Consider the following 11625-nt stretch of genomic DNA (forward strand, 5'->3'; position numbering starts at 1 on the left):
CTCAATCGCGTTTCACAGTACACATAACAATAAATGGAGAGAGACGATGGCCCTGCAATCACTAGGTGAACGTATCGCTGACCTGTTAGTTGCCGAAGGCATAGACAAGTTTTTTTCACTGCCAGAAGTCACTTTCGGCAAGTTGCATCATGCACTGCATGATCGTGGTGTCCCATTGATCGCTCCCCACCATGAAACTGCCAGCGGGTTCATGGCTGAGGCCTATGCCGCATTCACAGGCAATATTTCAGTGGTGGGCGCCAACTGTGGCCCCGGCGTGATCAATCTATATTCGGCCATCGCCAACTCATGGGAGGAGCACCTTCCTGTGCTGTACATCGGTTCCGAACGCACGTCGTTGGCGCGTAATTCTCCCCGGCGCTCGAAATTCCAGTGCCCGCCGAGCATTGAAGTGGTCAGGCCCATGACCAAGTTTGCCGCAGTGCTGGAGAATCCGATGGAGGCCGATGAACTCTTTCATGAGGCTTTCCGGCAATTGCGATCCGGTACTCCTGGGCCCGTCTACATTGGGCTTCCCTTTGATATGTTGTTGGAAGATCGCGATTTCGGTGAGCTGGTGGCTCCGCAGAATTATCGCCCGACTACATTCGAGGAAACGGTCAGCGACGCGCAGATCGAAAGAGTCGCTTCGATGTTGGTTCAGGCCAAATCGCCTTTGCTGGTTGGCGGCGCCGGGATTCGTAACTCGGGTTCCCAGGCGCTGTTCGATGAGCTGGTGCAAGCACTGCAAGCACCCGTAATTTTTACTGCGTCCGGTCGTGGGGTGTTGGCGGATACACATCCGTATGTGTTTGATCTGGGTCTTGAACCAGGGGCAAGCATCAGTCGCGACGCGGACGTGATTTTCGCGATTGGAACCCCCATCGGCGAAAAGCTGGGTTTCGGCGGTTACGCCTATTCAAATGAACAGAAGGGCTTTCCGAATTATTTCGGTAAACAAGGGACACAGCGTTGGATTCAGCTTGATCTAGATCCACATAACATTGGTCGAAATCGTCCGGTGGACGTGGGCCTGGCAGGTGATATGCGGCAGATTTTGCCGCGGTTGATCGCTGCGCTGCGTCGCCATCAGCCACTTCAGCACAACGCCCAGGTGGAGCGCTGGCAAGCCGAGCGGCAAAGCCGTTATGCCGATTTCTGCGCTCAGGTTGCGACCATCTCGAGCACGCCGATTCATCCAGGGCGCGCAGTGCTCGAAGTCCAAAAGACTTTGCCTGAAGACGTGGTCCTGATCAGGGATGGTGGGGCATTCAGTATCTGGATGCACAACTACATCCAACATTCGCTCGGTGGGTTCATGTTTGCCGGCAAGCTGGGCAATCTGGGGACAGGCCTGCCTTACGCGCTGGGTGCGTCACTGGCCGAAGCGAATGCTGACAAGCGTGTCTGTCTGATCACCGGCGATGGTGCTTTCGGCTTCTACCCGATGGAGTTTGAAACGGCGGTTCGTTATCAATTGCCGATTGTCATTGTGGTGGGTTACGACCAAGGCTGGTCTCTGGAGGTGCCTTACTACATGCACGTCTGCGGACGCACCTTCGAGGTCGATCACGCCTTTGTCCGTCTGGATGACATGGCCCGAGCCATGGGCGGACATGGCGAATTCTGTGAAACCAGTGAACAAATCGCTCCGGCCATGGAGCGTGCATTTGCCAGCGGAAAACCGGCCATCGTCCAGGTGGTGATAGATCGTGAGGTGAATGCCTACCAAATGCCCAATACCCATCTCTGGACACGCTGGCACGCTGACAAAGCGGTCTACAGCGACGAGTGATTGCAAGCATGCGTAGCGCCGCTCTGTGCGGTGCTGCGGCCAACCGTATGAGCAGGGCATCCCCATGAGTACTCAGGATACGCAACAACTCACTCGAAACTATCGTTGGATGTCCAGCATTACTGTGCTGCTGGGCACTATTGCCTTGGGGTTTTCCGCGACCATGGTGATGGTGGCTTTGCCGGAGATGATGGCCGCTTTCAATGTTGGTCAAGAGGTCATTCAGTGGCTTGCAACTGGCTTTCAGGTCACTGCGACCACCTCAATTCTGGCCACCGGGTGGCTTACGGGGCGATTTGGTCTGCGGCGTGTTTACATATTTACCCTGTTGTTGTTTGTCGGTGTTTCGCTGCTCGGCGCTATGAGTTGGAATGCGCAGGTGGCCATTTTTGCTCGCGTCATGCAGGGCATCGCTATGGGACTGGTACCTGCGGTGGCACTGATCACGATTGCCCGAGTGTTCCCGCCTCAAGCTGTAGGGATGGCCATGGGAGTCTTTGGCGTCGGTGCGGTGCTGGCTCCTGCCATTGGCCCCGCGGTGGGCGGTCTATTGCTGGGGCCTTTTGGTTGGCCTGTGATTTTCCTGTTTCCGGTTCTGTTCTGCTTACCTGCACTGTTACTGGCGTTCAAGTATGTACCCGAGGCGGACCCAACCATCGTTCACGGTCGATTTGATTGGCTGGGAATGCTGCTGTTGACAGTCTTTATTTTCGCTCTGCTGAACATTACCGGGCTAGGGTTGAGCAAAGGATGGACAACCTGGCAGACCTTGGGGTGCCTGGCACTGACACTGGTCAGTCTGGTCTGGCTGGTGTTCTGGCAACTGCGCTGCAAGGCTCCATTGGTCGAACTCAGTCTGTTTCGCAACCCACGGTTTTGGTCCGTGTTTCTGGTGGCGGTACCTTATGGGTTCTGTCTCTATGGTACGAGCTATCTGATTCCGTATTTCCTTCAAAGTGCTGCGGGTTACTCGCCGGCAGATTCCGGCGCAATGCAGGTTCCGGGGGGGATTATTCTTGTCCTGGTCATTTTCAGCGCGGGTGCCTTATGCGACAAGCTCAGTGCCCGAACTGTGACCATCGGTGGTTTGTTTTTGTTTGCGCTAGCGAGCATAGGCTTCACCTTTACAACCGCCGTGACCGGCTTCTGGGTGGTTGCCGCGTGGTTCACGCTTAGCCGTGTGGCGATGGGGATGCTGATTCCCTCTACCAGTGTTGCCGCCATTCAGTCGGTTTCGCCTGCGTTGCTGCCTTACGCCTCTACCACCATGAATTTTTTCATGCAGTTGGGCGGGGCGGTCGGAATCAATGTGTTGGCGATCCTTTACCAATGGCGGCAAGAGGGGCATGCCATAACCAATGCTTCGACGGCAGCGTTTGAAGCCTTTCATGAATGCTTCTGGTTGGCAGCACTGTTAATGCTGTGTGCACTGATACCGGCGGTATTCATTTGCAAGTCCACCCTGATCGAGCCGGCATCCGGTTCTGATGCAAGCAAGATTCCCTCATGTCCCTGAACAACAAATTGGGAAACACACCCCCGAAAATGAAATGGGAGTTACTCGATGAACGCACATACGAATGAAGCCGCTCTAAAAACGGCCTTGGCGATGCCCCGTGAGTTACTGATCAATGGTGAATGGCGAGCAGCGATCGATGGTCGTACCGCTGCGATCCATGACCCTGCAACTGGCCAGGAGATCGCACAGATCTCTCACGCTGGTGAAAAGGACGTGGATTCGGCGGTGCGCGCGGCTCAGGCCGCCTTGAGCAGCACTCACTGGCGAGATATCACTCCGGCAGTCCGTGAGCGGATGATCTTGCGCTTTGCTGATTTGATCGAGGAGAACGCCGATCTATTGGCAGGCCTGGAGACGCTTAATAACGGCAAACTGTTGGCTAACTCCCGAGGCTTCGACGTACTCGCCGGTGCACAGTGGGTGCGTTACATGGCCGGCTGGGCAACCAAGATCGAAGGTTTGGCGCTGGACGTCTCGGCGTCTGCTCCTGGGACCCGTTTTCAGGCTATCGTCAAACGCCAGCCGGCGGGTGTAGTGGCGGCCATTGTGCCTTGGAACTATCCATTGTTAATGGCGATCTGGAAGATCGCACCAGCGCTGGCCACCGGTTGTACCTTGGTGCTGAAACCTTCTGAAGAGACACCTTTGACCGCATTAAAGCTGGCTGAATTGGCGTTGCAGGCGGGCATTCCCCCAGGTGTTTTCAATGTCATTGCCGGCGATGGTGCAACGGGTGCCGCTCTGGTCCGCCATCCTGGTGTGAATAAAGTCGCGTTTACCGGATCCACCGAAGTCGGTCGGATAATTGGTCAGCAATGCGGGCATGACATCAAACGGGTGTCGCTGGAATTGGGCGGTAAAAGCCCGGTCATTGTTCTGGATGACGTTGATGTGCAAGCCGTGATTGCCGGTGCCAGTAGCGCGATTTTTTATGATCAAGGGCAAGTCTGTACCGCAGGCTCGCGTTTGTACGTGCACAAGAAACACTTCGATGAAGTGGTCGATGGGGTTGCCCAGGCGGCGAAGAGCTTGCGCCTGGGGTCAGGCTTCGATCCACAGAGCCAAATTGGCCCGTTGATTTCGGCCAAGCAACGCCAGCGAGTGTTGGGGCTGATCGAGACGGGTGAGCGCGAGGGCGCTGAGTTGCTGGCGGGAGGTGCGGCGCCGGAGGGGGCTGGATATTTTGTCCAGCCCACAGTATTTGCTCATACTTCGGGTAAGCCACTGACGTTGGTTAGGGAAGAAGTGTTCGGTCCGGTACTTGTGGCTCAGCCTTTCGATGACTTAGAGGAAGTGATTCGTCAGGCCAACGATACCCCCTACGGCCTGGCAGCTAGTGTCTGGACGCGCAATATCAGTAATGCGTTACGGGTCGCCGAGCGCATCGAGGCGGGCACGGTCTGGATCAACACCCATCTGCCGTCGGATCCGAACATCCCGTTTGGTGGTTTCAAACAGTCAGGGATAGGTCGCGAAAACGGCCGCGCAGCGATTGAGGCTTACACCGAAACCAAGTCGATCGTCATCGCCTATTGAAGCTATGTCAGTCGCAATCTTGAGGGTGTACAGCGTACACCCTCATTTGTTTGATGGGACGTGGGGCAGGGTTCAGGCGGTCCTTTGCATCCCGAGTGCCCAGGCAATTGAACCCTGAGCGGTCTCAAGCATCAGCTTCATGCGTTCGGTTTTAGACAGCGGAGTACGTTCAAGCCACGCCGGGATATTGTTCAGAATAGACACCATGCTTTGAACCGCAGCCTTCAAGTGTGGGGAGTACGATCCGGTATCTGCAAGCAACATCAGAAAGTACCCTTCATAACGTTGGCGCAGCTGCTGGATCCGCTCCTGATGTTGAGTGCAGAGATTGCGCGATTCATGCTCGGCCACTTGGAAATACGCCGCTCTTTGCTCATGCAGGGCGATGTGAGCCTGTAGTAACGCATTCAATTTTGCTGTGGCGCTTCTGTTCTTGCTCAATTGGTTCTGTGCATTAACCAGCAGTGTCTCGTAAAGCTCTTCGATCACTTCGAATAGAAGGGCTTCCTTGCTTTCGAAGTGGTGATACAGCGATCCAGCATGGATGCCGAGATGAGCTGCCAAGTCGCGCATGCTCACCTGACCGAAACCCCTGATGGCGAAAAGCTCTACCGCTTTTTGACGTGCCTGAAGCTGACGTGTCAGGGAAGAAGGCAAGCTTTCGACGGTTGCCATGGTCCGCTGTTCAGTCATAACGATAAAACCCTTGGCCGACTTTGCGCCCCAGATATCGCGCAGCAACCATCTCCTTGAGCAATGGAGCAGGGCGGTATTTAGGGTCACCAAAGCCGTCATGGAACGACTCAAGTACCGCCAGCAAAGTATCGAGACCGATCAAGTCAGCCAGTGCCAGCGGGCCGATCGGCTGGTTGCACCCCAGCTTCATGCCGGTGTCGATATCTTCCGCACTGGCCAAGCCTTCCTGCAGGGCGAAAATGGCTTCATTGATCATGGGCACCAGAATGCGATTAACTGCAAAGCCGGGGCTGTTTTTTGCCGTAATCGGCGTTTTGCCAATCTGTTCGGCGAAGGCCAACGTACGGGCATGGGTGGCGTGGGAGGTTTGTAGGCCGCGAATCAACTCCACCAGTTTCATCATCGGCACCGGGTTGAAAAAGTGCAGGCCAATGAAACGCTCGGGATGGCTGACCGCTACGGCCAGTTGGGTAATGGACAGCGATGACGTGTTACTGGCAATGATGCTTGCGGCATCGACCTGTTGGTCAATTTGCTGAAGGATGCGCAACTTCAGGTCAAGGTTTTCTGTGGCGGCTTCGATAATCAAGCTTGCGTCGGATAATGCGGCATAGTCCGTCGTGGTATGAATCCGGATTAGAGCATTGTCCTTCGATTCTTGCGTCAAAGTACCTTTGCGAACCTGGCGTTCCAGGTTAGTCGCAAGGGTTTTCAGGCCTCGTGCCAATGCCTCATCGCTGACATCCACCAAAGTCACCTGTAGGCCTGCGATAGCGCACACCTGAGCGATACCATTGCCCATGGTGCCTGCACCAATCACAGCTATTCGTTGCTTATTCATAGAATTTTCCATTGAGTCAATGTCAAACGCGCTCGAAGATCGCAGCGATCCCTTGTCCACCACCAATGCACATCGTCACCAATGCATAGCGCCCTTGGATGCGATGCAATTCATGAATGGCCTTAGTCGTGATGATGGCGCCGGTGGCGCCCACTGGATGTCCGAGCGAAATACCAGAGCCATTGGGATTGACCTTTGCCGGATCCAGGTCCAGCTCACGTGTCACAGCACAAGCCTGGGCCGCAAACGCTTCGTTTGATTCGATGACATCCAGATCGGCCACCGTCAAACCGGCGCGTGCCAATGCCTGGCGTGTGGCAGGGATCGGGCCGAGCCCCATCAGTTGCGGGTCGACCCCGGCATGGGCATACGCCACAAGGCGGGCGAGGGGACGCAGGTTGCTGTTCTGGATCGCCGCACCGGTTGCCAGCACCAACGCTGAGGCACCGTCATTTAAGCCTGAAGCGTTGCCCGCAGTAACGGTGCCATCTTTCCTGAAAGCTGGATTCATTTTTGCTAACTGATCCAGAGAGGTATTGCTGCGGACATGTTCATCCACTTCAAAGCGTTCGATGCCCTTACGGCTGGTAATCTCAACGGGCACGATTTGACTCAGGAAGTGCCCGTTGGCAATCGCTGCGCTCGCGCGTTGCTGACTTTGTAGCGCCAGAGCGTCTTGCATTTCCCGGCTGATGCCATATCGCTCTGCAATATTTTCAGCCGTAATGCCCATATGGATGCCGTATAGAGGGTCATGCAAAATGCCGAGCATGTAGTCGATGGCTTCAAGATTGCCCAACCGTCCGCCCCAACGTGCACCGGGCAACATGTAAGGGCCGCGACTCATGGACTCGACTCCACCGGCAACGGCGATTTCAGCATCACCCAGCATCAGCGATTGAGCCGCGCTAATGATCGCTTGCAGGCCAGAGCCGCATAACCGGTTGACATTGAACGCAGGAGTTTCCTGTGGAATGCCTGCATTGAGGGCAGCGATACGCGACACGTAGGCATCTTTGGGGTCGGTTGGAATGACGTTGCCCATTACCACATGACCAATCTGTTGTGCGTCGCACCCGCTGCGCGTTAATGCCGCTTTTACCACTGTGGTTGCAAGCTGCGTGAGTGGCACATCCTTGAGTGAACCGCCGAAGGTTCCAATGGGCGTTCTGACTGCGCTGAGAACAAAAACATCAGGCGAGGACATGGGGATCTCCGATAGAACTTATGGGGTTTACCAAGTGTGCGCATGCTGATATTGGAAGTACCGCAGACAAGGGGATAGAGAATCCTTGGATCAACGATCCAAAAAGACTGGCTTTCTCTTTTCGATAAACGCTTGCATGCCTTCTTTCTGATCTTCAGTCGCGAAGGTGGAATGAAACAGGCGACGCTCGAAGCGCACACCTTCGGCAAGACTGGTCTCGAACGCGCGATTGACCGCTTCTTTAGCCATCGTGTTGATGGGCGCTGATTGCTGACATATACCTGCGGCTATGCTGAGCGCTTCTTCCAGCAGTCGGGCTGCGGGTACCAATCGGCTCACCAGACCACAACGTTCCGCCTCGTCGGCATCCATCATGCGTCCGGTCAGAATCATGTCCATGGCCTTGGATTTACCGATGAAGCGAGCTAATCGCTGGGTGCCACCACACCCGGGAATTGTTCCGATGGTTATTTCCGGCTGCCCGAATTTCGCTGTGTCAGCGGCAATGATGAAGTCGCACATCATTGCAAACTCACAGCCGCCTCCTAAAGCGTATCCAGCTACCGCAGCGATTGTGGGTTTTCGAAACGCCGCCAAACGGTCCCAGGTAGCGGTGATGAAGTCAGTTCTGTAGACCTCCATGTAAGAAAAACTTTGCATTGACTTGATGTCGGCACCGGCAGCGAAGGCTTTCGCGTTGCCAGTCAAGACAACGGCCCCCACGTTGTAATCAACCTCCAGTAAATCAAGAAGGTGGCAGAGTTCCCCTGTTAAATCTGGAGACAGTGCGTTGAGTGCTTGCGGACGGTTGAGCGTAATAAGAGCGACTTTTCCGTACATTTCCAGCAGGAGATTGGTGTAGGTCATTGGGGAGTCTCTTTAATGGAGTTGAGGCTGCGCTGGTAAATTGAACCGAGGTGAAAAGGGATCCCGCTCGGTTCGGAAACCTTTCAGCTAACTCTACGGCGACCTCCAGCCCCATAATTGATCGCTACCGGAGAGCTAAATTTTGGTCCGCATGGGTCCTGTAGCAGCTACCAATGTAATGTTTGTGAATTTTTGTGTGATCGTCTGAACGGACTAATTGGAGATGCCACGTCAACTCCTCCGGAATGAGTGCCTGGAAGTCTTGCCGAGAGGGAAGGGCCTGGAGGTTTTGATTGGCGTTGAAGGTTGGCGTTGATCAGACTGGGGCGCTGTAGTCCAGTGCGCTCACCACTTTAAGACTTTCCGATACTCGTTAGGAACTGTCCAAGCCAGCGCCAGTGCGCACGCGCGAAGGCCTTAGACTCAGCGTATCCAAGCTGAAACCCTAGATTTTCCTGCTTGACTCAGTATTTTCCAACAGTTGCCCTGCGAGTAGTTTCCGCTCCGCTCGACGAGTTTGCGGAAGGTAGTGCCTTCCTCTTTCAGCCTGCGATGCAGGATGACGTCTTTGCCATGAGGGCATGCTCGGATCGACGCAATGGTTAATGGGGTTGTGTTTGGGCGGATGGGTCAGTCGATAATCAAGTCGCACAATCATAAAATGTTCTTTGTTGGAATATAAGTCAATTTAGTGACCAATCATTTTATGACGCCGGCGATAGTGGAATGCAGTCGTTTGGCGAAATTCAAGTAGAGGAAAGCGAGCGCGACTTGTCAGGGAGTGCTTGGGAGGGATTGATTGAGGCGGGAGGGTTACTCGAACAGCGCGGGATCTACTTTTTTACGTCGGGCTTGTTCCAGGTGTTTGCGCATTTGGTCCGCAGCCGCCAGCCGATCCCCGCGCTCCAGGCAGTCGAGGATAGCGAGATGTTCTTCCGCCTGGCCTTTACGTGGAGCTCGTGTACTGGCTTGACGGTACTCAACCAGTCGACGCAATTGGTCAAGGCGTCGAACAGTTTGTTCTAGGAAGCGATTGCCGGAACAAGCGGCAAGAGTTTCGTGAAACAGTGAGTTCGCCTCGAACAACTCTTGAGGCGTCATCGTAAGAAAACCGCCGTTGGCAATGAACTCCTGCTGTTTACGACAGGTTGCGAGCGTTTCCCGATCAATCAGGAAGGTAGGTGAGAGCAGGCCTGAGGGCTCTATAGTTGCGCGGAACGAATAACTTTCTTCGTACGCCTCTACGGAGTCAATCATGGGTAGAAGGCGCCATCCTTGGCCGGCACGCTGTTCAATCCATCCTTCCTGTTGGATACGTGCTAGAACCACCCTGAGGGCTGCCCGTGACACATCAAACTGGCGCATGAATTCAATTTCTGTAAACAGCTCAGGGAGCTGTCGACTGAGACGCAATTCTGCAATTTTCAGGTAGAGCGGGTCGTCACTGCTCTCCATGACTTCTGAGGCAACGTCTATTAGATCGTCACTGGATCTGGCCAAGAAATAGCCTCGGTTTCGGTCGTAGGTGAGCATGCCCTTTTCGACCAAATGGCCCATGGCAAACTTGACCGGCGTACGTGAAACATTGAGCGTTGCTGCGAGCTGTGACTCGACCAAGTGGTGGCCTATATCGAACCGCTCACGACGAACGTGAGAGACAATGTCACGCGCAATGCGTGCTTGCAGAGGGCTTAGAGGCATTGGATAGAGAACCGAATAGAGCTGACCATGGAATTCTCATTCTATCGCGTTGGTAGGCTTAGCGGCAGAGACCAATTTTTTGTCTCTGCCCATACTCTATAAAGCTTTAAGCGTCTCCTAGCGCACTTGGTAAAGTGGGAATGCACCAAACAAAAGGCCGCCTACCAGCAGGCCGAAGCTCGCCAAAATGGCCCATTTGAGAGCGAAGCGCTGGTGATCGCCGAGATCCACTTTTGCCAGAGCAACAAGGAGATACAGCGAAGGTACTAGTGGACTGAGCAGGTGTACTGGCTGACCCACCACCGAAGCGCGTGCGATTTCCAATGGGGTTATACCGTACTGAGCGGCGGTTTGAGCAATCACCGGCAGAATGCCGAAGTAGAACGCATCGTTAGACATGAAAAATGTAAACGGCAAGCTGACGAGGGCGGTGAATACAGCCAGGAACGGGCCGAAGCTTGGTGGAATTACATGCAGCAAGCTCTTGGCCATGGAATCCACCATGCCGGTTCCGGAAAGGATCCCCGTGAAAATGCCTGCCGCGAAAATGACAGCTGTAACTGCAAGCACGTTCATTGCGTGAGCGGCTATACGAGCTTTTTGCTGCTCGATGTTTGGATAGTTGAGCATGATGGCGATAGCGAAGCCGACCATGAACAAGATCTGGATTGGCATGGCACCAATGATCAAGCACGCGATCAGGCCCAGCGTCAGGGTCAAGTTTGGCCAGAACATCTTCGGGCGACGATTCTCATCACATTCTTCTGCTGAGCCGTTACCCAGCGACATGGAGCCATGATGGACGTCATCCAGGTGAAGGATGCCAAGGCGCGTGCGCTCTTTGCGACCAATGACTACAGCGGTCAAGATCAGACATGCCGCGCCTAGCAGCATACCTGGAATCATTGGTAGGAAAATCTCCATCGCATCCACGTGCAGTGCCGCGGCTGCGCGGGCGGTCGGGCCACCCCACGGAGAAATATTCATGATGCCGCTGGCAATGTTCACTAGGCATGTCATGCCCAGTACGCTCATTCCCAGCCGCTGGTACAGCGGTAAGAAGGCAGCACAGGCAATCATGTACGTAGTCGAACTATCACCATCCAGCGATACAAGCATCGTTAGAATGGCTGTCCCTACCGAGACCTTAAGAGGGTCGCCTTTCACCACTTTCAGGATGAAGCGCACAAGGCCGTCAAACAACCCTGCGTCAATCATGATGCCGAAGTAAAGAATCGAAAAAGTCAGCATCACGCCCGTTGGTGCGAGCGTTTTAACGCCGTCGAGCATCATGGCGCCGAGACCTACGTAGTGGCCTCCAATCAACGCGAAAATGATCGGTATCAAGATCAATGCGATGAGCGCGGAAAGGCGCTTCATCATGATCAGGTACATGAAACAGATGACCATTGAAAAGCCAAGGACTGTTAGCACGGTCGAACTCCCATTTTTGTAGACGTATG

At 54.4% G+C, this 11625-nt stretch carries 9 protein-coding genes; 3 read left to right on the forward strand and 6 right to left on the reverse strand.

Annotation, left to right across the window (positions count from 1 at the left end; translation table 11 throughout):
- Positions 1 to 46: 46 nt before the first annotated feature.
- The 3 genes from QF010_RS07080 (at position 47) to QF010_RS07090 (ending at position 4850) form a co-directional block, all read left to right on the forward strand.
- Complete coding sequence (locus QF010_RS07080) at positions 47 to 1795, forward strand: thiamine pyrophosphate-binding protein (protein WP_429532727.1); 1749 nt, start codon at positions 47 to 49, stop codon at positions 1793 to 1795.
- Between the two features lie 64 nt (positions 1796 to 1859).
- Complete coding sequence (locus QF010_RS07085) at positions 1860 to 3311, forward strand: MFS transporter (protein ID WP_429532728.1); 1452 nt, start codon at positions 1860 to 1862, stop codon at positions 3309 to 3311.
- A gap of 48 nt (positions 3312 to 3359) precedes the next feature.
- Positions 3360 to 4850, forward strand: a complete 1491-nt coding sequence (locus tag QF010_RS07090; RefSeq protein WP_429532729.1) for an aldehyde dehydrogenase family protein — start codon at positions 3360 to 3362, stop codon at positions 4848 to 4850.
- A 72-nt stretch (positions 4851 to 4922) separates the two neighbouring features.
- Here the strand turns inward: QF010_RS07090 and QF010_RS07095 are convergent, their stop codons facing one another.
- The 6 genes from QF010_RS07095 to QF010_RS07120 form a co-directional block, all read right to left on the reverse strand.
- Positions 4923 to 5591 (reverse strand): TetR/AcrR family transcriptional regulator, encoded by a 669-nt coding sequence (locus tag QF010_RS07095; RefSeq protein WP_429532730.1) that lies wholly within the window; start codon positions 5589 to 5591, stop codon positions 4923 to 4925.
- Entirely contained in the window at positions 5536 to 6387 is an 852-nt protein-coding gene (locus tag QF010_RS07100; RefSeq protein ID WP_429532731.1) for a 3-hydroxybutyryl-CoA dehydrogenase, read from the reverse strand. The genes QF010_RS07095 and QF010_RS07100 overlap by 56 nt, the downstream gene beginning before the upstream one ends.
- A gap of 22 nt (positions 6388 to 6409) precedes the next feature.
- On the reverse strand, positions 6410 to 7594 hold the full coding sequence (locus QF010_RS07105) for an acetyl-CoA C-acyltransferase family protein (protein ID WP_429532732.1): 1185 nt from the start codon (positions 7592 to 7594) through the stop codon (positions 6410 to 6412).
- A 90-nt stretch (positions 7595 to 7684) separates the two neighbouring features.
- On the reverse strand, positions 7685 to 8461 hold the full coding sequence (locus QF010_RS07110; RefSeq protein WP_429532733.1) for an enoyl-CoA hydratase: 777 nt from the start codon (positions 8459 to 8461) through the stop codon (positions 7685 to 7687).
- 813 nt (positions 8462 to 9274) lie between these two features.
- Entirely contained in the window at positions 9275 to 10162 is an 888-nt protein-coding gene (locus QF010_RS07115) for a GntR family transcriptional regulator (RefSeq protein WP_429532734.1), read from the reverse strand.
- 117 nt (positions 10163 to 10279) lie between these two features.
- The gene (locus QF010_RS07120; RefSeq protein WP_429532735.1) at positions 10280 to 11596 is read right to left on the reverse strand and encodes a CitMHS family transporter; all 1317 of its coding nucleotides are present in this window, start codon (positions 11594 to 11596) and stop codon (positions 10280 to 10282) included.
- Positions 11597 to 11625 lie beyond the last annotated feature (29 nt).

This window comes from Pseudomonas silensiensis (assembly GCF_050434865.1).
GTDB classification, from domain to species: domain Bacteria; phylum Pseudomonadota; class Gammaproteobacteria; order Pseudomonadales; family Pseudomonadaceae; genus Aquipseudomonas; species Aquipseudomonas fluorescens_W.

Excerpts from the sequence above, each read along its gene's own strand:
- QF010_RS07080 (WP_429532727.1), top strand. The coding sequence starts at position 47 with ATGGCCCTGCAATCACTAGGTGAACGTATCGCTGACCTGTTAGTTGCC.
- QF010_RS07085 (WP_429532728.1), top strand. The coding sequence starts at position 1,860 with ATGAGTACTCAGGATACGCAACAACTCACTCGAAACTATCGTTGGATG.
- QF010_RS07090 (WP_429532729.1), top strand. The coding sequence starts at position 3,360 with ATGAACGCACATACGAATGAAGCCGCTCTAAAAACGGCCTTGGCGATG.
- QF010_RS07100 (WP_429532731.1), bottom strand. The coding sequence starts at position 6,387 with ATGAATAAGCAACGAATAGCTGTGATTGGTGCAGGCACCATGGGCAAT.
- QF010_RS07105 (WP_429532732.1), bottom strand. The coding sequence starts at position 7,594 with ATGTCCTCGCCTGATGTTTTTGTTCTCAGCGCAGTCAGAACGCCCATT.
- QF010_RS07110 (WP_429532733.1), bottom strand. The coding sequence starts at position 8,461 with ATGACCTACACCAATCTCCTGCTGGAAATGTACGGAAAAGTCGCTCTT.
- QF010_RS07115 (WP_429532734.1), bottom strand. The coding sequence starts at position 10,162 with ATGCCTCTAAGCCCTCTGCAAGCACGCATTGCGCGTGACATTGTCTCT.